Here is a 24,842-nt window from a genome sequence, read left to right as displayed (position 1 = left end):
TATGTTATACTATTTATTTAGGTACTTAAATCAATTCGATTTTCCAGGAGCTGGAATGTTTGAATACATCTCCTTTCGAGCTGCTTTTGCAATAATGACTTCTTTGTTTATAGCAACGGTGTTCGGAAAAAAGATTATTCTTTTGTTGCAAAAACAACAAATAGGGGAAATTGTTCGCGATTTAGGATTGGCCGGACAAATGGAAAAAAAAGGAACACCAACAATGGGTGGTGTAATTATTATTCTTTCCATATTAATTCCCGTTCTGCTTTTTGCAAAATTAGATAATATCTACATTTTACTGATGATCATTACTACTATTTGGTTGGGATTCATTGGTTTTGTTGATGATTATATTAAAGTATTTAAAAAAGATAAGGAAGGTTTAAGTGGTAAATTTAAAGTGGCAGGCCAAGTTGGTTTGGGCTTAATTATTGGACTAACACTTTACATGAATGATGATGTAGTTATTCGTGAAAAAACAAGCATCGACGAAATTGGTACCCAAACTGAAATGGTCGATCAGGGATTTATGCCAAGCGATACGGGAATAACACGTTTAACAAAGGATGTTAAATCAACAAAAACTACCATCCCATTTTTTAAGAACAATGAATTCGATTATGAATATTTGGTTGCCTTTGGAGGTAAATATGCACCTCAATTGGCTTGGTTGGTCTTTATAATTATTACCATATTTATTGTAACGGCTGTTTCTAATGGGGCAAATATTACCGATGGATTGGATGGTTTAGCAACTGGTTCTTCCGCTATTATTGGTGCCACATTGGGGATATTGGCATACGTCTCGGGACACGTTGTATATGCCGATTATTTGAACATCATGTACATTCCAAATTCGGGTGAACTGGTTGTTTTTATTTCAGCCTTTATTGGTGCTACCATCGGATTTATGTGGTACAACTCCTATCCTGCTCAGGTTTTTATGGGCGATACGGGTAGCCTTTCTCTTGGTGGAATTATAGCTGTGTTTGCGATTATTATTCACAAAGAGCTCTTGATTCCTATCTTATGCGGAATTTTCCTTGTGGAAAATATTTCGGTAATGATGCAAGTATCGTGGTTCAAGTACACTAAAAAGAAATTTGGAGAAGGAAGGCGAATATTTCGGATGGCTCCTCTTCATCATCATTATCAGATGAAAGGATACCCAGAACCTAAGATTGTAACCAGATTCTGGATCATTGGAATATTTTTGGCCATAATTACAATTGTAACTCTTAAAATCAGATAATAAGAAATGGCAAAACGAATCGTCATACTCGGTGCAGGAGAAAGTGGAGTGGGAGCAGCAGTCTTGGCCAAATCAAAGGGCTTCGAGGTTTTTGTCTCAGATTTTGGGGAAATTAGTCTGAAATATAAAGAAGCACTGAACAGCTATCATCTCGATTATGAGGAGAAGCAACACAGTGAATCTTTAATACTATCAGCCGATGAGGTAATAAAGAGTCCGGGAATTCCCGATACGGCTCCAATGATTGTGAAGTTAAAGGAAAAAAATATTCCTGTGATTTCTGAAATTGAATTTGCTGGACGATTTTCTGATGCAAAGATGATATGCATTACAGGGAGTAACGGGAAAACAACCACGACACTGCTTTTATATCATATGTTAACAAAGGCGGGTTTAAAGGTGGGCTTAGCAGGCAATGTTGGAAGCAGTCTGGCCTGGCAGGTTGCCGAAAAAGATTTTACGCATTATGTGGTGGAATTGAGCAGCTTTCAGTTAGATGGAATGTATGATTTTAGAGCAAATATTGCCATAATATTGAATATTACGCCTGATCATTTAGATCGGTACGATTATAAAATGGAGAATTATATCAATTCAAAATTTAGAATATTGCAAAACATGAAAAGTGAAGATTCTTTTGTGTTTTGCACTGATGATGAAATCATTAAGAAAGAATTAATGAATTGTGATATTTTGGCTCAATTACTCCCTTTTTCAGTTCAACAAGAGAAGGAAATGTGTGGATGGATTGAGAATGAACTTTTAAAAATTCAATACAACGAAAGTCTCTTTTCTATGGATAAAAAAGATTTGTCATTACATGGAATTCACAATGTGTATAATTCATTGGCATCAGGTATTGCTGGCAGTGTATTGCACATTCGTAAAGAAGTTATTCGCGAAAGTTTAAGCGATTTTCAGGGGGTCGATCATCGCTTGGAAAAAGTGGTTCGAGTGCGTGGAATTCAATTTATCAACGATTCTAAAGCTACAAATATCAACTCAACTTGGTATGCTTTGGAGAGTATGGAAGAACCTGTTGTTTGGATTGTGGGCGGAGTTGATAAAGGAAATGATTACTCGCAGTTGGATGAATTGGTGAAACAAAAGGTAAAAGGAATCATTTGTTTAGGTGTTGATAATTCAAAAATACATGCTGCTTTCGATGCTAAGGTTGAGTGTATTGTTGATGCTACATCCATGAAAGAAGCGGTTCAAAAAGCTTATCAAATTGCCAAAAAAGAGGAGATCGTTTTGCTGTCTCCAGCTTGTGCTAGTTTTGACCTTTTTAAAAGTTACGAGGATCGCGGCAATCAGTTTAAGGAAGAAGTTAGAAATTTGTAAATCAATCATATGGCAAGCTTATTTAAGAATTTTAACCTAAAAGGAGACAGGGTAATTTGGATCGTCATCTTCTTTTTGTCCATGATTTCTTTGCTGGTGGTTTATAGTTCCACCGGAACACTTGCCTATAAGGTAAAGGGAGGAAATACATCCTATTTCTTTATCAAGCAACTGATTCTTCTGGGAGTTTGCTACATGATTATATATGTTATTCATCGAATTAATTTTAAGGTATATTCCAGCTCTGCTAATCTGGTTTTGATTGTGTCTATTGGCCTGCTAATACTGGCAAAACTAGTGGGAACCAATTTAAATGATGCTTCTCGATGGATCACCATACCTGGAATTGGGTTCAATTTTCAACCATCAGAATTAGCAAAGTTGGCTTTAATACTCCATGTCTCTAGAACTTTATCCAGATATCAAGCCGAAGACTCGTGTAAAAAGGAAGCCTTCTTGCACATTATTATCCCTGTTGGAATAGTCTGTTTGCTGATCTTTCTAGATGATTTTTCAACTTCGGTACTATTAGGAGGTGTATGTTATTTACTGATGTTTATTGGTCGTGTTGCCAAAAAATATTTGCTCGGGTCGGTAGGTGTTGTTTTGGGTTTGGTCATTATGCTTATTGTTTTGGCACCTTTTATCCCTAGTTTTGGGCGTGTGCAAACTGTGCGAAGTAGAATTGTTAATTTTATCGATAAGGATGAAAACAATCCGAATAATAGTCAGAATTATCAGGTAGAACAGGCAAAAATAGCCGTTGTTTCGGGCGGTATATTTGGCAAGGCTCCAGGAAATAGCACACAACGCAACTTCCTGCCGCATCCATATTCCGATTTTATTTATGCGATTATTTTGGAAGAAATGGGTTGGATAGGAGGCTTCTTTATACTGTCTTGTTATTTAATATTAATGTATCGAGCTGGCTTAATAGTGAGGAAGTGCAATCGGACTTTTCCAGCACTTTTAGTCATTGGTCTTGCGCTAAGTATCGTTTTTCAGGCGTTAACTAATATGGCTGTTTCGGTGAATCTAATTCCTGTAACCGGACAACCTTTGCCTTTGGTAAGTATGGGAGGTACTTCTCTTATTTTTACCAGTGCTGCATTCGGAATGATTCTTGGTGTAAGCAAGTGGGTAAATGAAGAAGAAAAATTGAATGAACAAGAGAACTTGAATGAAGCAGAAAATTAAAATAATCGTTAGTGGAGGTGGAACTGGAGGACATATTTTTCCTGCCATTTCAATAGCAAATGCGCTACAAAATTGCAGCGATTGCGAAATTTTATTTGTAGGTGCCGAAGGGAAAATGGAAATGGAAAAAGTTCCTGCTGCAGGATATAAAATTGTGGGTTTGCCCATTCGTGGATTGCAGAGAAGTTTTTCAAAAGAAAATTTGAAATTTTTTCCTCTTTTGATAAAAAGTTTAAAGCAAGCAAAAGCTATTGTTAAGGATTTTCAGCCCGATGCAGTTGTTGGTGTTGGCGGTTATGCTAGTGGCCCTCTTTTGTATGCGGCGGCCAAATTAGGTGTCCCTACCTTAATTCAGGAACAGAATTCTTATGCAGGGATTACGAATAAAATTTTGGGTAAAAAAGCTAGGAAAATTTGTGTTGCCTATGAAAATATGCATCGCTTTTTTCCTGCAGATAAAATTATACTGACAGGGAATCCAGTTCGAAAAGATTTAATGGGAATCGCGAGAAAAAAGCAGGAAGCCATGGATCATTTTCAACTGAATCCGGAAAAGAAAACCATACTGATAGTGGGAGGAAGTTTGGGAGCCAGAACCATAAATAACAGTGTTCTGAATACTCTTTCTCTTTTGGCCGATTCTGATGTGCAGGTGATTTGGCAAACGGGAAAATTTTACATTGATAAGATTCGCGAAGAAGTTAAGAATTGGACCATTCCCAATGTAAAAGTTTTCGACTTTTTAGCACGAATGGATTTGGCTTATGCAGCAGCGGATCTTGTGATTTCACGAGCAGGTGCAGGCACTATCTCGGAGCTTTGTTTGGTCGAAAAACCATGTATACTGGTTCCTTCGCCTAATGTTTCTGAAGATCATCAAACGAAGAATGCTATGGCTTTGGTGAATAAAAATGCGGCTATAATGGTAAAAGATATCGATGCAGAGCAGAATTTACTTGCCACGGCATTGAATTTGATAAAGGATGATGAACATTTAGCTCAACTTTCGGCAAGTTGCAAAGCTTTGGCAAAACCGAATGCAGCCGATGATATTGCAAAACAAATTATTGCTTTGATATAGATTATGAGGATTAGGGATTTTGATAATGTTTATTTCGTAGGAATTGGGGGAATTGGAATGAGTGCAATTGCGCGCTATTTTCAGTCTATAGGGAAAAATGTGTTTGGTTACGATCGTACACAAACTCAATTAACGAATGAGTTATTGGCGGAAGGAATCGGGATTACTTTTCAACAGGAAGTGGATAAAATTCCAGAAATTTACCACTCCAAAGCCAATACTTTAGTTGTTTATACGCCTGCTATTCCTGCAAATCATCCTCAATTAACCTATTTTCAGGAACAGCAATTTACATGTAAAAAACGATCGCAGGTACTTGGCTTTCTTTCTGATTGTTTGCATGGGATTGGTATTGCTGGTACTCACGGAAAGACCACCGTAACCACAATTACGGCTCATATATTTAAAACCTCGGTATTGGATTGTAATGCTTTTTTGGGTGGAATTTCTCAAAATTATCATTCCAATTTACTTCTTTCGAAGGATAGTCCTTGGGTAATTCTTGAAGCAGACGAATTCGATCGTTCTTTTCTGCAATTGCATCCAATGGTTGCTGTAGTCACTTCGATGGATGCCGATCATTTGGATATTTATGGCGATAAAGGCGAATTGGAAAAGAGTTTTCAGTCCTTTGTTGATCAAATAAAAAAAGAAGGAATTTTGATCCGTAAAAAAGGATTAGAATTGCGTCATAATAGCAATAAAAGCTTCACTTATTCATTAGCAGAAAAAGCTGATTATTATGCCGAAAATCTCAAATTGATTGAAGGTTTTTACCAATTTGATTTGGTTCATCCACAGGGAATAATTAAGGATCTTTTGTTTTCGTATCCAGGAAAAATTAATGTGGAAAATGCAATTGCTGCTTCTGCTGTAGCTCTTGTTTGTGGGGTGGAAGAACAGGAATTGAAAAAAGCCTTATCTACTTTTAAAGGGGTTCGCAGAAGGTTCGATTATCAAATTAGAAATGAAAAAATGGTTTTTATTGATGATTATGCTCATCACCCCAAGGAACTGTGGGAAAGCATTTCTTCGGTTAAGGAATTGTATCCTAATAAGAAAATAACTGGCATTTTTCAACCACACCTCTATTCAAGAACGAGAGATTTTGCAGATGAATTTGCTCATAGTTTAAACCTTTTAGATGAAGTGATTCTCTTGGATATTTATCCTGCTCGCGAAGCTTCAATTGAAGGGGTAAGTTCCGACTTAATTTTTAAAAACTTAACTAATCCTTCTAAATTATGCCAAAAAGAGGATTTGTTACACTTGTTAGAGGAAAAAGAATTTGAAGTTTTATTAACTTTAGGAGCAGGTGATATTGATAAATTGGTTCAGCCTATTAAAAATTTAATAAGCAAGCGTTTGGAATGCTAAAAAAAGTCACCAACATATTGATCTGGGTAGTATTATTAGGATACTTAATTGTCGTTTTTTCATTTGCGAATGAAAAATCAGGAAAGCTTGTGTCCTCGGGAATACAGGTGAAAGTGATGGATAGTCTCGAGAGATCTTTTGTACACCATTCTGATGTGATAAAGCTCATTCATAAGAAGTATCCGAAAATAGAAGGAACGGAACTATCTCAAATTAATAAGGAAATTTTGGAAGAATCCATTGATAAAATTCCATTTGTTAAAAATTCAGAGGTGTTTAATTCTTTGTCTGGAAAATTAATTGTTGAGATTCAACAACGAAAACCCATTGTTCGAGTTTTAGCGCACAATGGATATTATATTGATGCCGAAGGTCAGAAAATGCCATTGTCGACCAATTTTACATCAAGAGTTTTAGTCGTTTCGGGGGCTGTAAACGATCAATTGATAAAAGAAGAGCTGTTTGAGCTGGTAAAATTTATAGTAAATGATGAATTTTGGAAGTTCCAAATTAACCAAATATATGTAGACAGGAATAAGGAGTATATTCTTATTCCTCGGGTTGGAGACCAAAGAATAGAATTGGGAAGCATAGAAGATTACCAACAAAAATTTGAAAAATTGAGGGCTTTGTATGCCAAAGGCTTTTCAAAAAAAGGTTGGAATATTTATAAGAACATCAACTTAAGGTTTACGAATCAGGTAGTTTGCACAAAAAAGAATTAGAATGGGAGTAAAAAATAATATAATCGCAGCTATCGACATAGGCACAACTAAAATTGTTGCCATTATGGGGGAAATCGATTCAGATGGCCGATTGAGGATCATCGGCATGGAAAAAACTGTATCGAGAGGTGTAAAAAGGGGCGTAATCCATAGTATCGAGGATACCATTGGAGCTATCCGCGAAGTGGTTGACCGTTTACAAGCGAAATCAAATAAAAACATTTCGAAAGTTTATGTTGGGATTGCAGGTCAGCACATTCGTAGCATTAAAAATAGACAGTTTAAATACATTCAGAACGGAGTTGGTGAAATTTCAAAACTGGATGTTGAAGAGATATTGAATGAAAATTTCAGAATACCTATCGAGGTAGGAGAGCAAATATTGCATGTAATTCCGCAAGATTTTGTGGTTGATAAGGAAGCTGGAATTCGTAATCCAGTGGGAATGGCTGGTCGTCGGTTAGATGGTAATTTTAACATCATAATTGGAAGAACTGCTTCGGCTCGAAATATCGAAAAGTGTGTTAAGGAAGTTGGTTTGGAGATCGAAGAATTGGTATTGGAACCATTGGCTTCATCATTGGCAGTATTGAGCGAAGAGGAAAAAGAAGCAGGAGTTGTTTTGGTTGATATTGGCGGCGGTACTACCGATATCACAGTTTATTTCGATGGAATTTTGAGACATACAGCTGTTATTCCTTTTGGAGGCGATATTGTTACCCGCGATATTAAGGAAGGTTGTTCGGTACTAATAAAACAAGCCGAAGCCTTAAAAATTCAATTTGGCGAGGCTGTCGCTGATTTGGTTGATGAAGAGAAAGTGGTTACTATTCCAAGTGTTGGAGGATGGGATCCCAAAGAGATATCCTTTAAAACTTTGGCCCAAATTATTCAATGTCGAATGGAAGAGATCATTGAAAGTGTGAAGTTCCAGATCGAACTAACCGGATTACATGATAAAATTGGTGCTGGTATTGTTTTGACTGGAGGTGGTGCTCTTTTAAGAAATCTCGATGTGCTAACTCAACGCAAAACAGGAATAGATGTTCGCATTGGATATCCTGATTCTACCTCAAAAATTATATTGGATGAGGCTTTAAATCAGCCAATTTATGCTACCGGAATAGGACTTATTTTAAATGGGTTAAACAAACCTATTGAAAACGAAAAAGATTTAGGAAACGATAAGGATACAGGATCTAAAATGAATCTATTTAAACGATTTTTTGGCGCTATGTTTGATACCGAAGATTAAAAAAATATATAATAAAAATTTCTAACCCTAATACTTGTGACACCATGATTGATGAATTGTTACCAGTTGATTTTGAACCAAAAGAAAAATCCATTATAAAAGTGATTGGAGTGGGTGGCGGTGGAAGTAATGCTGTCAATCACATGCTTAAAGAAGGAATCACTGGGGTGGATTTTGTGATTTGTAATACGGATGCTCAGGCTCTGGAAAACAGCCCTGTGCCCATAAAAGTACAATTGGGTAGATCACTCACCGAAGGAAGAGGGGCTGGAAATAAACCAGAAAAAGGTAGAGAGTCTGCTAAAGAAAGTATAGATGAAATTAATAAGGTTTTAAGTCAAAAAACAAAAATGATATTTGTTACAGCAGGAATGGGTGGAGGAACCGGAACAGGGGCCGCTCCTATTATTGCTGAAACAGCCAGAAAACAGGGCGTACTAACTGTTGGGATTGTTACCATTCCTTTTCGGTTCGAGGGAAAAAGACGAATTGAACAGGCTATGGAAGGAATCGCCAATCTAGAAAAACATGTTGATGCCCTCCTGATAATCAACAACGAAAAGTTGCGCATGATGTATGGCGATTTGAAACTCTCGGATGCCTTTGCAAAGGCCGATGATGTTTTATCGATTGCAGCTAAAAGTATTGCCGAAATAATTACAGTGCATGGATATGTAAACGTCGATTTTGCCGATGTGGAAACTGTTATGAGAAATAGTGGTGTGGCCGTTATGGGATCGTCATCAGCTTCAGGCGAAGACCGTGCCATAAAAGCCATTGAGGAGGCGCTTAATTCTCCTTTATTGAATAGTAATAATATTTGTGGAGCCAGGAATATTTTATTGAATATCATCTCAGGTAAGGATGAGGTCACCATGCAAGAGGTTAGTATGATTACCGACTATGTTCACGATGTAGTAGGGGATGAAGTGAGTATTATTTGGGGAAATGGAAATAGCGATAAACTGGAAGACGAGTTGAGTGTGACAATTATTGCCACTGGCTTTTCTGAGAGTCCCATTCCCGAACTAACTATTGGACCTAGAAATGAGCCTGCGAAAGTGAGACCAAAACTCGAATTGATTATTGAGAATCCTGCCGAAGCAGAAGAAATTGCAGCTGCAAAAAAACGAGAAGAAAAATTCAGAAGAGAAGAAATGATGAGAAAGCGTTCTGAAGAATTTCGCAACGATTCTTTTGAACCTTCCGAGGAAAAAGAATTGATTGTAGTGAATAAAACCGATGAAAAAGTGGCGAGTAAAGAGAAACCGGATGTAGAACACAAAAAAGAAAGCCTTGATAATTGGTTGAAGGGTAAGTTAACACAGATTTTTGATAATAATGATTCATCGATGTAGTGTGACTGCGATGAAAAATTGGAATAGATATTTTTAGAGTAATGACTGAGGATTTAATTGATTTTAGCTTGGCCCAAAATGAATCATCAATTATAAAAGTAATTGGTGTTGGTGGTGGAGGTGGTAACGCTGTAAATTACATGTACAAGCAAGGCATAAAGGATGTAGATTTTATTATTTGCAATACCGATGCTCAAGCTTTAGAAACGAGTGAGATTCCAGTGAAAATTCAGTTGGGAGAATCGCTAACCGAAGGCCGCGGTGCTGGAAATAAACCAGAAAGAGGAGAGCAATCTGCTATCGAGAATTTAGACGATGTGAATGAAGTTCTTGCCGATAATACCAAAATGGTTTTTATTACCGCAGGTATGGGGGGAGGAACAGGAACCGGAGCCGCTCCTGTTATTGCCAAGGCAGCTAAAGAAATGGGTATTTTAACAGTAGGAATTGTTACGATTCCATTTCGTTTTGAAGGTCGTCAGCGATTGCATCAAGCCATTGCCGGAATTAATAAGCTGAAAGAGAATGTGGATTCCCTTTTGGTGATTAACAATGAAAAATTAAGTGAGATTTATGGCGATCTGAAACTTTCAACAGCCTTTTCGAAAGCCGATGATGTGTTGGCAACAGCTGCTAAGGGAATTGCCGAGATCATTACTCTTCATGGCTATATCAATGTTGATTTTGAAGATGTTAAAACGGTAATGACTGATAGTGGTGTTGCCGTTATGGGATCTGCTTCGGCCGAGGGAGAAGACCGCGCAGTAATGGCTATCCGCGAAGCGCTTACTTCCCCATTGTTGAATAGTAATGATGTTAGAGGGGCTCGAAATATTCTTTTGAACATTAGTTCAGGTGAGGAAGAAGTTACTATGGACGAAGTGGGACAAATTACTGACTATGTTCAGGAGGCAGTTGGTGATAGTGCTTCCATTATTTGGGGGACTGGCCACGATTCTGCCTTGGAAAATAAAGTGTCAGTAACAATTATTGCAACAGGATTCGATAACGGTTTGATTCCTGAAGAAAAACTTGCCTCTAAACCAAATTCTTTTCAGGCAGCTAGAAGTAACAATACGACTAGTGAGCAAATGAAAATTAAATTGGAAGAAGAACAAAAGAAAACAGAAGAAAAGAAGGTGATTTTAACCAACCTAAAGGACAACGAGATTGATGAAATGGAAAACATTCCCGCTTATAAACGCAGACAAAAGAACATAGGAGAGCAAGAATTCAAATCGGGCAATATAGTCCGTTTTACTCTCGATGAAGAGTAGTTGGTGACAAAATGAAACTTAATCATATTTAATACATATAGTAATGAATTTATTAGAACAGATTAATTCAGATATTAAAACTGCCATGAAGGCAAAAGAAAGAGCACGTTTAGAAGCGCTTCGGGCCGTGAAAACTGGATTTACCTTAGAAATGACTAAAACAGGAACACATGAGCTTGATAACGATTCAGCTCTTAAGATTATTCAGAAATTGGTAAAACAACGTAAAGATTCTGCCAAGACTTATTCTGAGGGAGGGCGTGAAGATTTAGCTGAAAAAGAATTGTTAGAACTGGGCTTTCTGGAGCAATACCTTCCTGCTCAATTGAGTAATGAAGACTTGACTCTTGCAGTTCAGGAAATAGTGAATAAAACAGGAGCTACCTCTATGAAGGAAATGGGAAAAGTAATGGGTATGGCTTCCAAAGAACTAAATGGAAAAGCTGATGGAAAAGCCATTGCCGATAAAGTGAAAGAGCTTTTGTCTTAGTGTTTTTACATCTAAAAAAGAGCGGTTTAGCTAAAAACTAAACCTTTTTTTTTGTTTAAAAATCTGTAACGATTATGTAGGAATAGTAAATTATTAGGCAAAAAAAAATGGGATGATCATGATCATCCCACTTTTTTTTTGGTTCTACTTTCTAGTAAAACTTGTATCTTTTATCGATAACATTCGCATTTTCTTTTAATGCTTGGTACGCTTGATAATTGGTGCGGTATTGGTAACCTTGCTCTAATCTTGATTTAAAAGTTTCAACACTCAAATCCGAAACTTCATCAACATTTTCGTTGGTTAATGAAAGCATGTAAACACCTTGATTTCCTTTTATTGGAGTCGAGATTTTATCTTTTTCAAGCATTGATGCAGTACTAATTACAGATGGTTCTATTCCTGCTCCAGGAATCTGGAACGACTGAAAACTAATGCCAGTAGCTGTTTTTACTTCCAAGTTTTCTTTTTGTGCTACCGAAAGTAAACTTTGAGCGCCAACACTGCTTTTTGTCATTTCAGCAATAATAAGATCAGCTTTTTTATCTCTTCTCACAGCTCTTTTTATTTCAGCAGCTTTATCTTGAACAGATGCAATTCCTTCTTCTTTAATGTCCGATAAGATGGCAATAACAAATTTGTCTCCAAATTCAAAAACAGCAGAATTATCACTATTTAAAAGGATAGTTTCCATGTCTTCGGTTTGGTATGCAGCTCTAACCAATTCTCTAGAGTTTTCTAGTCCTGGAATTAATTTAGTATCCCTTTTAAGGTTTGCACTTCTACGACTTAGATTCTCACTTGTGATGGCTTTCAAGAATGAAGTTCTTTCAATATTATTTCCGGCAAAAGTACGAGCTTTTGCATAGGCAAGCTGAATGGTTTTTTGACTGGCTTCTACTTTACGGTCAACAATAGCAAGTTGAACTTTACGTTCCAATTTACTCATGTTAGTAACCTGAATTACGTGAGCTCCAAATTGAGTCATAACTACTTTTACTTCATTCTTTGATGAAGAAAATGCAGCGTCATTAAAGGCTTGAACCATTTTACCTTGTGTAAACCATCCTAGATCACCACCATTTACTGCGGAATTTTGATCTGCAGAATTCTCTTTGGCCAACTTGGCAAACTGAGATCCTTTATTGAGTAAATCTTTAATGCTATCAGCTTTAGCTTCAGCACTATTAAAGTCACCATTTATAGGGCGAATTAAAATATGACGTGCTTTTACCGAATCAGGAAGCATTTTTACTTCATTAACTTTGGCCATTTTATAAGTCTCATTTTCAAAATAAGGACCGTATATATCACCTTTTTTGGCTGAAGTTGTGAACGCACCAAGTTCAGAATTGCTAATTTCTCCTGCTTTAAAGTAGAAAGAGTTAAAATCGGTATCTCCATTCAATTCTACGAATTGAATGTTATTGTTTTCTTTAATAAAATCAGCTTTTAAATCAGAAATCCACTTTTCTGTGTCTTTGTAATCTTCTGTTGAAGGCTCAACATCAAACGATACGTAATCAATTTTTCTTGATTCTGTTTGTTTAAAAAGTTCCTGGTGATTGTTGTAGTATTCTTTAATTTCTGAGTCTGAAACTGTAATTGTACTGTCAGAAATTAAATTGTAACTTTTTACCACATAGTTGAAATCAACTTTTTTACTCGCTTTAGCCACCATGTCTTTAGCTAGTGCATTTGGCATATAAAGACCTTTTTGAACTAAAGTATTGTACTTGGTAAGAGCTCTTTGTGTTGTGATTGCTTCTTCGATGTTTAACCAGTAGGCTTTTTGAGGAGTTCCGTTAGGCGCCGAGATTAATTGCTTTAAAGTTGCAATAACTTGATCTTTGTCAACCAATCCATTTTCGTTCTGAAACAACTGGCGTATTGTAGGATCAATATTACGACCTTGAACCATATCAAATAATTCTTCCGAAGAAATTGAGATTCCTAACTCATCATACTCTTGGTTCATCACAAATTCCTGAACCATTTGTTGCCATACTTGTTCTCTTAAACGTTCTGTTTCTTCCGATGGAATCGAACTCTGTCCTGACATTAGTTTACTAACCTCTAAACTATGATTGAATCGGTTTTGGAAATCACGAATGTTGATTGACTCCCCTGCAATTTCTGCCATCTCATTTCGTGAGTTTGCTATTAGCGAACCACCTGATTTTAGAGCATCTCCTGCAATAAATGCGAGAAGAGCACCACCAATAATGATCCCTATAAAAACACCACGATTTCTTATTTTTTGTAATGTTGCCATCGAAAAAGATTTAAATATTCTTAATTAGGCTACGAATATACAAAAAAATGAGAAATCATAGCCTTTTATTCCAATAGCTTTTCGGGGTTTTATAGTAAAATAAAAAGAGACTGTGAAGTAGTTAATTTAATCTGCATAAATAGAGTCGATTGCCTAGTGGTAAACGATAAATTATACTCTCTTTAAGTTGTTTGTATTCGCTTAAATGGATCTTTTTTTCTTCTGAATTGAAGTGTAAAAATAGGTGGCGATTAGTGAATGGTAAGTCTTATTTTTATTACTCTGGTATTGCTTACTTCCAGAATTTTAAAGTGAAAATTTTCGATGCGAATGGTTTCATTAAAATCGGGTATGCTTTCCTGAGTAAACAAAAGGAATCCATTTAAGGTTTCAAAGTCTTCAGATACAGGTAGGTTAAGTTCGTATTTGTCGTTTAGATAGTCAATTTCTAATCTACCTGCAAAAATATATTCTGTATCGGAAATTTTTTGCTCTTCCAGGTCAATTTCATCGTGTTCATCTTCTATCTCACCAAAAATTTCTTCCATGATATCTTCTATGGTCACCATACCGGCTGTTCCACCAAATTCATCAACAACTACGGCCACACTTCTATGTTCGCGAGTAAATAGGTTCAATAATTTGTGGGCTGGCATGGTATCAGGAACAATAATAATATTTGTTAGACCTGACTTGATACTTTGCGGATTTCGAAAAATAACCGATGAGTGAATGTAACCGATAATGTTATCGATAGATTCTTTGTAAATTAAAATTCGTGAAAAGCCTGTTTCGATAAATTTTTGAGTAACATCTTCAATGCTGCCATTGATATCTAAGGCTTGAATTTCGTTTCTGGGAACGATGCATTCACGCAGTTTTACTTTCGAAAAATCGAGGGCATTTCGGAATAATTTAATATCATGAAGATCATCTTCGGCAATAGTTTGTGTCTCTTGTCCCTCCTGAACCAGATGATCCAAATCTACTTTTCCGAAGGCTTGAGTTTCTTCGTCTTCGCTGATGTTGGTTTTAAAAACTTTGCGAATAATATTTTTCGATAAAAATATTGTGAACGAAGTAATTGGGTAAAAAAGGATGTAGAAAAACATCACCGGAAGGGCAAATAAGTTTAATGCTAAATTGGGATTAATTCTGAAAAGTGTTTTGGGAATAAATTCGGCTGTGACTAAAATTAGTAGGGTCGAAACGACAGTTTGTATCGCTAAAATGAGCGATTCGGTATGAACCCATATAGCTATGCTTGGTTCTAAAAGCTTGGCCATAAGAATTCCATATACCACAAGAGCGATATTGTTCCCAACAAGTAATGTACTTATGAAATGACCCGGAAAACGCGAGAAAATAGAAATAACCTTTGCCGAAATCGTATTTTTACTTCGGTCAAGTTCCATACGCAACTTATTGGCTGCGATAAATGCAATTTCCATTCCCGAGAAAAATGCGGATAAGGTTAACATGATTACAATGATGATCAGCTCACTCATTTACTTTTCAGCTTGGTTTTTCTCTTGTGATTTTCGTAAATATCTTCTCCACCCATACATTAAAGCTGCAATTCCTGAAATTACATACAGTAAAATGCTATCGGAAAATCCTACCGTTAAAGTTTTACTTATGGCAGCTAATAAACCTGTTATCATTACAAGTAACCAGATTAGCTCTAGGATAAAAGGTAGTTTTTGTTTCATTTTCATATTGATTTTACCTGCAATATAGTATGATTTTCCTCTTATTGTTCTGTTTCGTCATTTAAATATACTTCACCTTGTACTTTTTTAAGAACAATTCTATTCATTTTGTCATCTGAAGAAAAACTATTCCCCTCTAAAACTTGTCCGTCATCAGTGGTAATTCTTACATATTGATCGGAGTAAATGAGGCCTTTTCCTTGATTCCAATACATCAATTCAGTATTGATTGTTTTGCCATCATCGCTTACAGCTACTACATTATTTCGAAGTTCCCACAATTCATCTTTTACAAAATGTTTAGCGTAGTTCGCTTTAATTTCTCCAGCAATCGAACCATCTTTTTCGTAGGAAATTATTTTGCCTCCTTTTTGAAATTCGTCGTATTGAGTATCCTCTGTTTTTATTTGGGTGAATTCAACCGCAAATGCACGATACTTAATTCGGGTTGAATCGGTAAAAATGAATTCAACATCCTCGCCTGAGAGTATGGGACTTTGATCTGTTTTTGTGATATTTTGTACCTCCTTGATACTGTTTTCACAAGACAAAAGCATTGTAATCCCCAAAAGGACTACAATGCTTTTACTAATATTCTTGATATTTCTCAATGTCTTATTCTGTTAACCTTGCTTTGGTTGATTCGTTAATCCAATCTCCAACTTTATAAGTGTCACCTTCTTTAATACCTTCAAAGAAAGCTTCTTCTTTACGTGGAAAATATTTTGCGTAAGTATTAATTAATTCACGAGCTTCAGTTGCGCACTCAGGATCGATAGCTTTTGCTTTTAAGAACTTATCAACAGCTACCCAATAAACAGATTGTTTTTCAAGAGGAGTTGATCCATAGTTTTTGCTGTATGCAGCATAAGCTTTACCAATTAATAAGTAAGGTAGTCCCCAATTTGATTTTAAACTAGCTGCCTTTAACGCTTGAGATTTAGCACTGCTATATTCTTTGTCGTAGAAATGAATATTTGCTAATTTGAAATGCAAGTCAGCTTTGATTTCTGCATCTGTTTCCAGTTCAATCGCTTTAACTAAGTATTGTTTACTTTTATCAAATTCTTTTTTCTTGATGAACATTTTAGCCAAGTTGTGTGCAGCATCTGCGTTTGGCTCCAACTCATATTTTCTTTCAGCAACCGCAGCATACAATGCTCCATCTTCACATTCCTGACGATTCAACATTCTCAAGATTTTGTCGATTAAAACCATGTCGCTATTGTTGGCCTGAAATTTAGGTGTGAAGATATTGCTCAAAGTTTCACAATCAGCAACTCCTGCAGCAAAGAAGATTTGCTCAACATTTAATCTTGCGTTGTTAATGTTGTCTTTTTTAGCAGCATTCTTCTCTAAATCCATTTGCTTTTTCGCGATATCCATAAAAAGCAGATAGTTGTCGATAACTTCTTCAGGTTCTATTTCACTGTTTTGAACTAGAACTTTCGATGCTTCCATTGTATTGGCTATAACTTTAGCTTCCGATTTTAAACCTTGAATTTCGATGGATTCTTTCATAATAGAATAAGCTTCCTTTACAGAGGCAATATCTTTTTTCTTGTAAGCGAACAAATCTCCTCCCTTACGACCTAAAATCCAACCTTTGGAATATTTACCATTCGCACCAAAATATTTAATTCGTTTATCGTACACCATCATTAAGGTATCGATGTATTTTTCATTTTTAGAAGAGCGATACAATCCTTCCATTATTTTCACCCCATTAATATAGGTTGATTTCTGGTAAGCTGGTGCATTATTATAAACGTATCTCCACCCTTTGAGTGCATCTTTAAAATTTCCCTGCTTTACCATCTCGATGTATAGAGAAGCATTTAAAATTGTTTGAGCACTATCCAACCCATATTTTGATTCCAAAGTCTGCGCTTTTACTGTGAACAGATTTGAAAACAAAAGAACCATTGTTACGATTAAAAGTTTTGTCTTCATGTTATTATTTTTTTATAATCAAGTTGCTTTTTTTATCAAACTAAAATCTCACCTATGTTTTTTAAAATACCTTTTTTTAACAACTAAGGGGGTAAATATAACGAAAGTTTTAGTTTTATCAGGACTAAAACTGCAAAACTCATACCAAAAATTAGTACAAGTTTTGAAATAGTATAGTAAATCTACATTTTATAGTACTTTGCAAAACTATAAATAAAATACAAAGCAGCAAAAAAATAATTCTTAATTTAATAGCGAATTAACAAATTATATTCCAGTATCTTGTTCAAACCTATTGCTACAATTTGTGGTTGTAAATCAACCATGTTTGTTAGATGTTTGCTTAAGAAATTTGCATCGCCTCCCGTAATAATAACTTGCAAATCGGAATGCTTTTTTTGCAAGTTATCGATGTACGAATCGATTTCGAAAATCAATCCATTCTGAACACCAGATACAATTGCTTCCTTGGTATTTTTGCCAATTAGATGAAAATCCTCGTCTGGCATAAGTTCTGGCAATTTTTTAGTGTAGTGGTGTAAGGCTTTAAATCGCATTTGTAAGCCTGGAGAAATGCAACCTCCCAGGTATTGGTTCTTTTCTGTTACAAAGTCGAAAGTAATTGCCGTACCAGCATCTATTACTAGGCAGTTTTTGTTTGAATACAAGCTATTAGCTCCTGCACAAGCGGCTAATCTATCGTAGCCAAGTGTACTTTTCGATTCGTATAAATTTTCGAGGGGAGTTTCAATTTCACCATTAAAAAACAAGACAAGTCGATTTTTTTCTTGAAGACTATTGACCAATTTTTCTGGATACTCTCGAACTGAAGATATAATAATGTGTTGAATGTTCTCGTATTTGGAAACAAGATCAGTAATAAATTCCATTTCCCCTGTCTTCGAGTTTTTAAGCCTAAGGATTTTATTGTTCTCAAAAAAGGCAGCCTTTATTTGTGTGTTCCCTATGTCGATGATTAAATTCAAAATCAGTAAATTATTGTAAATAGCTTGTAAAATCGGCTAAAAATAGTAAACTTTAGGCATATTAATCATGTGATTTTTAAGTTTTTTATATTCATTATAAATTGGAATTTAATTTCTATATTATTCAAGCTTAAAATTTTATGTGATTGTTCACCCCTTGTGTTGGATTGGTACCAATATATTCAATTGTAAATTGATGATGAAAAAAATTTTAATTGTAGAGGATGACAGCTTAATTTCGACAATCTTCGAGATGTTTTTGAAAGAGCTCGGTTACGATTTGATTGGAATTGTCGAAGATGGAAAACAAGCCATTCGTTTGTGTGAGAAAGTAAAACCAGATATTATTCTGATGGATGTTCATTTGGATGGTGGTTTGGATGGAATTCAAACAACAGAGTTAATAAAAACCAAGTTTGATATTCCTGTTATTTTCCTTTCTAGTGATACTGAAGAAAGCACCATTCAGAGGGTAATCAATATTCATTCTTATGGATATCTGGTAAAACCAATTGATAAAAAGGAGTTGGGAATTTCCATTGAGCTTGCATTTTATAAGCATCAATTTGATTTGGATCAGAAGATGCGAGAGAAGCGTTTCCGAAATTTTATTACCGATTCGCCTGAAGCCATTATTGTAATTAATGAAAATGGTTTGATAGAATATCTGAACTGTTTGGGCTTGAAATTATTTAAGACCGCTTACATAGAGGATTTAATGGGCTTGCCTTTATTATCTTTTGTAGCCGATGAATATGCTGCAGTTTTTAAAGAAGGACTTGAAAATTCTATTGCTATGGGATCGGGAATATCCTATACTCATTTAAAGCTAAAAACCATTCACGGCCAATTATTTGATGTTGGATTAACTGGAGCTCAAATTGAATTTAATGGCAAGAAAAATTTACAGTTGATTGTTCGCGATATTACTCAAGAGTTTGCTTACCGTCAATTACTTGCCGAGAAAGCAAATATCATTAATAATTTTGTTGATGGAGTTTTGACTTTTGATCTAGATGGAAGAGTGAAATCTGCAAATCGGGCCTGTGAAAGAATATTTGATATAACTGAAAGTAAGGCACTCGGTATGCAATACGAAAATTTATTTGTCACTGATAAGGAAACATCTTTTAGTAATGATATATTGTTTCCTGTGCGTGAAAATGAAAAGTACGACACTAAGTTTAGGCTTAAGCTAAAAGGAAAAATGCAGGAAGTGAAGATGAGATCTAGTCTGCTCCGCAATGAAAAAGGAGAAGAAACAGGAGTTGTTTGTTACATTCGCGATCATATATGTCATTAAAAATAAACTCCTATCGTGTAGGATAGGAGTTTGAAATTATATCTGATTCATTAATGCCAGTATTTCGCTGGCTTTTTTTATGTTTTTTACTTTATCGAAGCGAAGACTTAAGCGATTTTTGGCTTCTTTCATTTTACAGGGAACGGTTTGTGCTTGCAGAAATTGCAAGACCTTACTAAACTGAGCCGATTTGTAAAAGGCTGACTCCTGATCGGAAATAAAGTAGAGAACTAATTTGCCACTTTTCAGAATGAGTTTCTCAATTCCTAAATCTAAAGAAATCCAACGCAAGCGAACCACATTTAGTAATTCTACACATGCTTCTGGAAGTTCGCCAAAGCGGTCTTTTAACTGAAGGGTGAATTTTTCAATTTCTTCTTCTGTTTCAATATTATCTAATTCTCGGTACAAGCGAATTCGTTCCGAAATGCTTTCTACATAACTTTCGGGGAAAAGAATTTCTAAATCAGTATCAATTTGGCATTCTGAAATAAAACGGATGGTTTCTTTCTGTTCTTCTTTTTTTTCATCTTCAAAAACGTGTCTAAATTCGTTTTCTTTTAATTCCAACAAGGCTTCGTTAAGAATTCGATGATAGGTTTCGTAACCAATATCAGCAATAAAACCACTTTGCTCGCCGCCGAGCAAGTTACCGGCTCCACGAATATCTAAATCTTGCATGGCAATATTAAAACCACTTCCCAAATCAGAGAAACTTTCGATGGCTTGTAATCTCTGTCTGGCTTCCTGAGTCATGGAATCATGAGGAGGAGTTAGCAGGTAACAAAATGCTTTTTTATTCGATCGGCCAACACGACCTCGTAACTGGTGTAGTTCACTTAAGCCAAAATTTTGCCCGTTATTAATAATAATGGTATTGGCATTTGGTATATCGAGGCCCGATTCAATAATAGTTGTGGCAATTAAAACGTCATAATCGCCACGGATAAATTCAAGCATAATTTTTTCCAATTTCGGACCATCCATTTGGCCGTGAGCAACTACTGTTGATACGCCAGGAACTGTTCTTTGAATCATCGCTTCCACATCCTTGATGTTTTGAACTCGATTGTGAATGAAGAAAACTTGTCCGTTTCGTTCCACTTCGTAGCTGATAGCTTCACGAATAATATCCTCGTTAAAATTATGAATCTCGGTCATAATTGGGTAACGATTTGGTGGTGGCGTATTGATGATGGACAAATCGCGGGCTCCCAACAAGGAAAATTGAAGAGTACGGGGAATTGGTGTAGCTGTTAAAGTTAAGGTATCCACATTCACCTTAAATTGTTTCAGTTTTTCCTTTACGGATACGCCAAATTTCTGCTCTTCATCGATAATGAGCAGACCTAAATCTTTAAATTGAACGTCTTTCCCAATAATTCGGTGTGTTCCGATGATGATATCTATCTGTCCGGCTTTAAGTTCTTTCAGAATCTGTTTTTGATCCTTTGCTTTTCGCATACGACTGATGTAATCGATTTTACAAGGAAAGTTTTTCAATCGATCGTGAAATGTTTTGAAATGCTGAAAAGCAAGAATCGTGGTTGGAACCAGAATTGCTACCTGTTTGTTGTCGGCAACGGCTTTAAAGGCGGCACGAATGGCAATCTCGGTTTTTCCGAAGCCAACATCACCACATACCAATCTATCCATAGGATAGGGCGATTCCATGCCTTCTTTGGTAGCAATGGTTGCCTTTACCTGATCGGGCGTATCCTCATAAATAAAGGAGGCTTCCAATTCCTGCTGCATATAGGTGTCGGGACTAAACGAGAATCCTTTTTCGGATTTTCGTTGTGCATAAAGAGCAATTAGATCTTTGGCAATGTCTTTTACTTTGCCTTTGGTTTTGTCTTTTAATTTTTGCCAGGCACCAGTTCCTAGTTTGTATATTTTTGGCGAAGAGCCATCTTTTCCTTTGTATTTTGAAATTTTATGAAGCGATTGCAAACTGACAAACAAAATGTCGTTGTCTTTGTAGACTAAACGGATTACCTCTTGCGATTTACCGTTTACATCAATTCGTTGCAAGCCACCAAATCGACCAATTCCATGATCGGAATGAACAATGTAATCGCCAGGATGTAGTCGGTTAATTTCTTTTAGGCTAACCGTCTCTTTGGCTTTGTGAACACTGGCGTTTTTTAGTTGAAATTTGTGGTATCGATCGAAGATCTGATGATCAGTGAAGAAAGAAACTCTCAAATCACTGTCGGAAAAACCTTCGTGCAATGTTTGATTTACATCTTGGAATTCAACTTCAATTCCTTTGTCGGTAAAAATCGAACGGATTCTTTCAATCTGTTTTGGATTATCGGAAAGAATGTAATTTGTTTCCGCTTTTGAATTGTTAGAAAGCAAATGCTCACCTAGCAGTTCAAAGTTTTTATTGAAAGAGGTTTGAGGTTTCTGTTGAAAAAGAATTTCTTCCTGAGCATTGAAAAAGAATTTCTGTCCGAATTCCAAAGTGGAAAAATCAGCCAGCTGATCCATGAATTCTTTGCTGTTTATAAGGTAATCTTTTGTGGCAACCGAATCTTCACCCAATTGCATAACGGGTAGTTTTTCGATGGTGCTTTCGTACATCGATTGAATTCGATCGGAAGAAAACTGCAGGTTTTTACACCAAAAAGTTGTATTCTTTGGTACAAAAGAAAGAAAGGAGATTCGGGAATCTTTCAGCAAATTATCTTGAATGTTAGGAATGATGTTTACCGAATTTAATTTTTCGATGGACAGTTGATTCTCTACATTAAACAATCGAATGGAATCCACTTCTTCGCCAAAAAAATCAATTCGAAAAGGCTGCTTATCCGAAAAGGAAAAAATATCTATAATACTTCCGCGGATGGAGTATTGTCCGGGCTCTACCACAAAATCGCATCGTTCAAATTCGTAGTCGACTAGTACTTCTTCCACAAATTCGGGCGATAATTTCTCTCCTACCTTAATGGTGAGGGTATTTTCTTTCAATTGCGTTTCGCTGATTACTTTTTCGATAATAGCTTCGGGAAAAGTAATGAGGAAAATGGATTGATTCTTGGCGTTTAAGTGGTTCAAACATTCGGCACGAAGAATAATGTTCGAATTGTCTGTTTTTTCGTATTGAACCGAACGCTTGTAGGTGGAAGGAAAGAACAAAACAGTTTTTTCATCCAACAAATTGCACAAATCATTGTAAAAATAGGCCGCTTCTTCTTTGTCGTTAAAAAGGAAAATGTGAGCCTGATTACTCGGCTTTAAAGCGGAAACTAACATCGGAAGAGAAGAGCCCACCAAACCTTTTAGGTGAAGCTGAAACTTCGACTTTTGTTCCAGGTATTTTTCGATGCTGTATCGAGCAGGATGCTCAGAGAATAGTTGTATAAGTTCCTTTAGTTCCAAATCCTTGTGCTTTTATTATTGATCCGCAAATTTAGGGAAAATATTCTTGGAACAAATTAAAAGAGCTGTGGATAAGGATTGATCAAAATTATTTTGAGCATTGGAACGCAGATTTATGTTTTGTTGTTTATAGTTAATTATGAGATCGGAAATAATGTTTATATTTAATAATTGAGTTATGATTATTGCCTTGTTTATTCGGAATATAAATTTTATAAATGATGAGAAAGTTCATTTGGGTTTTTATGTTGCCATTGTTACTGATGTTGATAGCCTGTCAGGATAATTCGAATGAGAGGATTAAACTGAACAATGATCCTTTACTAATAGCCACTTTTAATGCAAAGCAGATTGAATCCTTACAATCAATTGTTGCTTATGTAGATGATAGGCTTGTATCGAAAACTAATTCTGAGAACATTGAGGAAGCTTATCATGAGTATTTTGATTCATTAAACAATAGCTTGAAGAAAAATATAGTATGGCATGCTCCGTTTACTGATGTGGAAAAGTATCAATTTTTGAAAACTGTTGATCAGGATGTTTACAATAGTATTTGGTGTTGGATTAAAAATGGAGAAGGCATTTGTGATGAAAAGTTAACTGAGATAGATCAGATAAAAGATTCTCAACTGAATATTTCCGGTTTGTATATGGATTATTTAAGTCAGTTGGGAGAAAAGGATAGTCGGTATAAAGATTTGCATGATTTTATTCTAAGTTCAGGTGGCGCGATCGGTTTAGGTGCTTTTATTTTTGTTCATGAAGGATTTAATTCTGGAATTGTGAAGAATCGGCTGTGGGCTGCAATTTATCTTCTTACTCTTCATGATATTGATGTTGAACAGCAAGGAGACTTAGAGAAAAATTAATACAGAAAAAGAATGTTTATTATATCATTAACTTACAAAGTGCCCATGGAACGGGTAGAAGTAGAATTGAACAATCATGTTGAATATTTGAAGGAACAATATGCTCTTGGAAATTTTCAGGCTTCGGGACGAAAAGTGCCACGTACAGGCGGAGTGATCCTCTCTCAACTAAAGGATAAAAAACAACTAGAGAAAATATTGGCTCAAGATCCCTTTCACAAAAATGAGTTGGCCGATTACAGCATTACCGAATTTATTCCCAGCATGACGAGTAAAGAATTAAGCTGTTTGCTGGAGCTGTGATTGCGAGGATCTAAATTGAAAAAAAGGGAAGTCATGACCAACAGAATTTAATTAAGAACAAATGAAGATACAATACAAAAAGAAAAGATTGAGATACGAGCTGTATTTTGGTTTAGCCTGGGCTTTTTTAGGCTTTTTGAGTTTACTTAGTACTGATGAATTGCGATGGATTGATTATGGATATTTGCTTATTAGCTTGCTTTATGTGGGGCGTTATATTTATGAATCGAGAAATCAGTATTTGGTGATCGAAGCGGAAAAAATTTACAAGAAATCTTTGTTTTCCAAAGCAATGGATTTATCTAAAATAGAGTCGATAAGTTCTGTTGCCGGAAATTACATTCTAAAGACAGAGGGACGGGAAATGAAAATAGAGGTGGGTTTAATTGATGAATCCTCCTTGCTCGAATTGAATAGGATTCTTAGTCAGCTCGATTTAGAGCCGGGGAAAAGTATTTTTGCCTGACACGAGTTGACCTGATATAGAAAATAAAGCCACTTCACGATTGAAGTGGCTTTTGTTTTAGTAGTGTGTTAGATCTTTTTTCTTTTTTAATCCGATATCAGATGTTGTTGAAGAAGTGTAAAAACTCCTCGGTTTTCTTCACCATATTGGTCGATCCTGTATAGAAAGGAACACGCTGGTGTAGCGAGTCTGGTTTGATTTCTAGGATTCGGACATTGCCATCGGT

General features: G+C 35.9%; 21 protein-coding genes and 1 pseudogene. 14 read left to right on the top strand and 8 right to left on the bottom strand.

What is annotated here, in order from left to right; genetic code table 11:
- Position 1 precedes the first annotated feature (1 nt).
- Genes mraY through ABYT26_RS06095 form a run of 10 tightly spaced genes read left to right on the top strand, consistent with a single transcriptional unit; the run spans position 2 to position 11,359 of the window.
- On the top strand, positions 2 to 1,255 hold the full coding sequence (gene mraY, locus ABYT26_RS06140; RefSeq protein WP_372752014.1) for a phospho-N-acetylmuramoyl-pentapeptide-transferase: 1,254 nt from the start codon (positions 2 to 4) through the stop codon (positions 1,253 to 1,255).
- 6 nt (positions 1,256 to 1,261) lie between these two features.
- Complete coding sequence (murD, locus tag ABYT26_RS06135; RefSeq protein WP_372752013.1) at positions 1,262 to 2,599, top strand: UDP-N-acetylmuramoyl-L-alanine--D-glutamate ligase; 1,338 nt, start codon at positions 1,262 to 1,264, stop codon at positions 2,597 to 2,599.
- A 9-nt stretch (positions 2,600 to 2,608) separates the two neighbouring features.
- Positions 2,609 to 3,796 (top strand): FtsW/RodA/SpoVE family cell cycle protein, encoded by a 1,188-nt coding sequence (locus tag ABYT26_RS06130; protein ID WP_372752012.1) that lies wholly within the window; start codon positions 2,609 to 2,611, stop codon positions 3,794 to 3,796.
- Positions 3,780 to 4,877, top strand: a complete 1,098-nt coding sequence (gene murG, locus ABYT26_RS06125; protein ID WP_372752011.1) for an undecaprenyldiphospho-muramoylpentapeptide beta-N-acetylglucosaminyltransferase — start codon at positions 3,780 to 3,782, stop codon at positions 4,875 to 4,877. The genes ABYT26_RS06130 and murG overlap by 17 nt, the downstream gene beginning before the upstream one ends.
- Before the next feature lie 3 nt (positions 4,878 to 4,880).
- Complete coding sequence (gene murC, locus ABYT26_RS06120) at positions 4,881 to 6,254, top strand: UDP-N-acetylmuramate--L-alanine ligase (RefSeq protein ID WP_372752010.1); 1,374 nt, start codon at positions 4,881 to 4,883, stop codon at positions 6,252 to 6,254.
- Complete coding sequence (locus ABYT26_RS06115) at positions 6,248 to 6,979, top strand: cell division protein FtsQ/DivIB (RefSeq protein WP_372752009.1); 732 nt, start codon at positions 6,248 to 6,250, stop codon at positions 6,977 to 6,979. Before murC ends, ABYT26_RS06115 begins: the two co-directional genes overlap by 7 nt.
- A 1-nt stretch (position 6,980) precedes the next feature.
- Entirely contained in the window at positions 6,981 to 8,234 is a 1,254-nt protein-coding gene (gene ftsA / locus ABYT26_RS06110; protein ID WP_372752008.1) for a cell division protein FtsA, read from the top strand.
- A 44-nt stretch (positions 8,235 to 8,278) separates the two neighbouring features.
- On the top strand, positions 8,279 to 9,592 hold the full coding sequence (ftsZ, locus tag ABYT26_RS06105) for a cell division protein FtsZ (protein ID WP_372752007.1): 1,314 nt from the start codon (positions 8,279 to 8,281) through the stop codon (positions 9,590 to 9,592).
- A gap of 41 nt (positions 9,593 to 9,633) precedes the next feature.
- Complete coding sequence (gene ftsZ / locus ABYT26_RS06100) at positions 9,634 to 10,869, top strand: cell division protein FtsZ (protein WP_372752006.1); 1,236 nt, start codon at positions 9,634 to 9,636, stop codon at positions 10,867 to 10,869.
- A gap of 43 nt (positions 10,870 to 10,912) precedes the next feature.
- Entirely contained in the window at positions 10,913 to 11,359 is a 447-nt protein-coding gene (locus ABYT26_RS06095) for a GatB/YqeY domain-containing protein (RefSeq protein ID WP_372752005.1), read from the top strand.
- A gap of 151 nt (positions 11,360 to 11,510) precedes the next feature.
- Here ABYT26_RS06095 and ABYT26_RS06090 read toward each other — a convergent pair whose 3' ends face one another.
- The 6 genes from ABYT26_RS06090 to ABYT26_RS06065 all read right to left on the bottom strand — a co-directional run bounded on the left by ABYT26_RS06090 (position 11,511) and on the right by ABYT26_RS06065 (position 18,285).
- Entirely contained in the window at positions 11,511 to 13,634 is a 2,124-nt protein-coding gene (locus ABYT26_RS06090; protein WP_372752004.1) for a SurA N-terminal domain-containing protein, read from the bottom strand.
- A gap of 251 nt (positions 13,635 to 13,885) precedes the next feature.
- Positions 13,886 to 15,142, bottom strand: a complete 1,257-nt coding sequence (locus tag ABYT26_RS06085; protein ID WP_372752003.1) for a hemolysin family protein — start codon at positions 15,140 to 15,142, stop codon at positions 13,886 to 13,888.
- Positions 15,143 to 15,346, bottom strand: a complete 204-nt coding sequence (locus ABYT26_RS06080; protein ID WP_372752002.1) for a hypothetical protein — start codon at positions 15,344 to 15,346, stop codon at positions 15,143 to 15,145.
- 41 nt (positions 15,347 to 15,387) lie between these two features.
- The gene (gene lptC, locus ABYT26_RS06075) at positions 15,388 to 15,957 is read right to left on the bottom strand and encodes an LPS export ABC transporter periplasmic protein LptC (protein WP_372752001.1); all 570 of its coding nucleotides are present in this window, start codon (positions 15,955 to 15,957) and stop codon (positions 15,388 to 15,390) included.
- A 4-nt stretch (positions 15,958 to 15,961) separates the two neighbouring features.
- Positions 15,962 to 17,299, bottom strand: a complete 1,338-nt coding sequence (locus tag ABYT26_RS06070) for a tetratricopeptide repeat protein (RefSeq protein ID WP_372752000.1) — start codon at positions 17,297 to 17,299, stop codon at positions 15,962 to 15,964.
- Positions 17,300 to 17,547: 248 nt separating this feature from the next.
- Positions 17,548 to 18,285 (bottom strand): type III pantothenate kinase, encoded by a 738-nt coding sequence (locus ABYT26_RS06065; protein WP_372751999.1) that lies wholly within the window; start codon positions 18,283 to 18,285, stop codon positions 17,548 to 17,550.
- 196 nt (positions 18,286 to 18,481) lie between these two features.
- Here ABYT26_RS06065 and ABYT26_RS06060 point away from each other — a divergent pair, with 196 nt between their 5' ends.
- A complete protein-coding gene (locus ABYT26_RS06060; RefSeq protein ID WP_372751998.1) occupies positions 18,482 to 19,588 on the top strand; it encodes a PAS domain S-box protein in 1,107 nt (368 codons plus the stop codon).
- Between the two features lie 36 nt (positions 19,589 to 19,624).
- On the opposite strand, the gene mfd is transcribed toward ABYT26_RS06060, so the two are convergent.
- Positions 19,625 to 22,975 carry a transcription-repair coupling factor gene (gene mfd / locus ABYT26_RS06055; RefSeq protein WP_372751997.1) on the bottom strand — a complete coding sequence of 1,117 codons (3,351 nt, stop codon included), beginning with the start codon at positions 22,973 to 22,975 and terminating at the stop codon, positions 19,625 to 19,627.
- A 218-nt stretch (positions 22,976 to 23,193) separates the two neighbouring features.
- Between mfd and ABYT26_RS06050 the strand changes: the two genes are divergently transcribed.
- The 3 genes from ABYT26_RS06050 (at position 23,194) to ABYT26_RS06040 (ending at position 24,616) form a co-directional block, all read left to right on the top strand.
- Entirely contained in the window at positions 23,194 to 23,847 is a 654-nt protein-coding gene (locus tag ABYT26_RS06050) for a hypothetical protein (RefSeq protein ID WP_372751996.1), read from the top strand.
- 12 nt (positions 23,848 to 23,859) lie between these two features.
- Complete coding sequence (locus ABYT26_RS06045; protein WP_372751995.1) at positions 23,860 to 24,150, top strand: YciI family protein; 291 nt, start codon at positions 23,860 to 23,862, stop codon at positions 24,148 to 24,150.
- A gap of 61 nt (positions 24,151 to 24,211) precedes the next feature.
- Positions 24,212 to 24,616: a hypothetical protein gene (locus tag ABYT26_RS06040; protein ID WP_372751994.1), complete on the top strand. Its 405-nt coding sequence runs from the start codon at positions 24,212 to 24,214 to the stop codon at positions 24,614 to 24,616.
- A gap of 97 nt (positions 24,617 to 24,713) precedes the next feature.
- Here the strand turns inward: ABYT26_RS06040 and ABYT26_RS06035 are convergent.
- Positions 24,714 to 24,842, bottom strand: a pseudogene (locus ABYT26_RS06035) (hypothetical protein); the annotation flags it as partial.

Source organism: Labilibaculum sp. (assembly GCF_041595635.1).
In the GTDB taxonomy this organism is placed as follows: domain Bacteria; phylum Bacteroidota; class Bacteroidia; order Bacteroidales; family Marinifilaceae; genus Labilibaculum.
The sequence above is the reverse complement of the archived record's forward strand: the minus strand, read 5'-3'. Positions and strand labels throughout refer to the sequence as shown.

Bases quoted from the DNA above. Each gene is read 5' to 3' on its own strand.
- mraY (WP_372752014.1), top strand. From the start codon at position 2: ATGTTATACTATTTATTTAGGTACTTAAATCAATTCGATTTTCCAGGA.
- murD (WP_372752013.1), top strand. From the start codon at position 1,262: ATGGCAAAACGAATCGTCATACTCGGTGCAGGAGAAAGTGGAGTGGGA.
- ABYT26_RS06130 (WP_372752012.1), top strand. From the start codon at position 2,609: ATGGCAAGCTTATTTAAGAATTTTAACCTAAAAGGAGACAGGGTAATT.
- murG (WP_372752011.1), top strand. From the start codon at position 3,780: ATGAAGCAGAAAATTAAAATAATCGTTAGTGGAGGTGGAACTGGAGGA.
- murC (WP_372752010.1), top strand. From the start codon at position 4,881: ATGAGGATTAGGGATTTTGATAATGTTTATTTCGTAGGAATTGGGGGA.
- ABYT26_RS06115 (WP_372752009.1), top strand. From the start codon at position 6,248: ATGCTAAAAAAAGTCACCAACATATTGATCTGGGTAGTATTATTAGGA.
- ftsA (WP_372752008.1), top strand. From the start codon at position 6,981: ATGGGAGTAAAAAATAATATAATCGCAGCTATCGACATAGGCACAACT.
- ftsZ (WP_372752007.1), top strand. From the start codon at position 8,279: ATGATTGATGAATTGTTACCAGTTGATTTTGAACCAAAAGAAAAATCC.
- ftsZ (WP_372752006.1), top strand. From the start codon at position 9,634: ATGACTGAGGATTTAATTGATTTTAGCTTGGCCCAAAATGAATCATCA.
- ABYT26_RS06095 (WP_372752005.1), top strand. From the start codon at position 10,913: ATGAATTTATTAGAACAGATTAATTCAGATATTAAAACTGCCATGAAG.
- ABYT26_RS06090 (WP_372752004.1), bottom strand. From the start codon at position 13,634: ATGGCAACATTACAAAAAATAAGAAATCGTGGTGTTTTTATAGGGATC.
- ABYT26_RS06085 (WP_372752003.1), bottom strand. From the start codon at position 15,142: ATGAGTGAGCTGATCATCATTGTAATCATGTTAACCTTATCCGCATTT.
- ABYT26_RS06080 (WP_372752002.1), bottom strand. From the start codon at position 15,346: ATGAAACAAAAACTACCTTTTATCCTAGAGCTAATCTGGTTACTTGTA.
- ABYT26_RS06070 (WP_372752000.1), bottom strand. From the start codon at position 17,299: ATGAAGACAAAACTTTTAATCGTAACAATGGTTCTTTTGTTTTCAAAT.
- ABYT26_RS06060 (WP_372751998.1), top strand. From the start codon at position 18,482: ATGATGAAAAAAATTTTAATTGTAGAGGATGACAGCTTAATTTCGACA.
- ABYT26_RS06050 (WP_372751996.1), top strand. From the start codon at position 23,194: ATGATGAGAAAGTTCATTTGGGTTTTTATGTTGCCATTGTTACTGATG.
- ABYT26_RS06045 (WP_372751995.1), top strand. From the start codon at position 23,860: ATGTTTATTATATCATTAACTTACAAAGTGCCCATGGAACGGGTAGAA.
- ABYT26_RS06040 (WP_372751994.1), top strand. From the start codon at position 24,212: ATGAAGATACAATACAAAAAGAAAAGATTGAGATACGAGCTGTATTTT.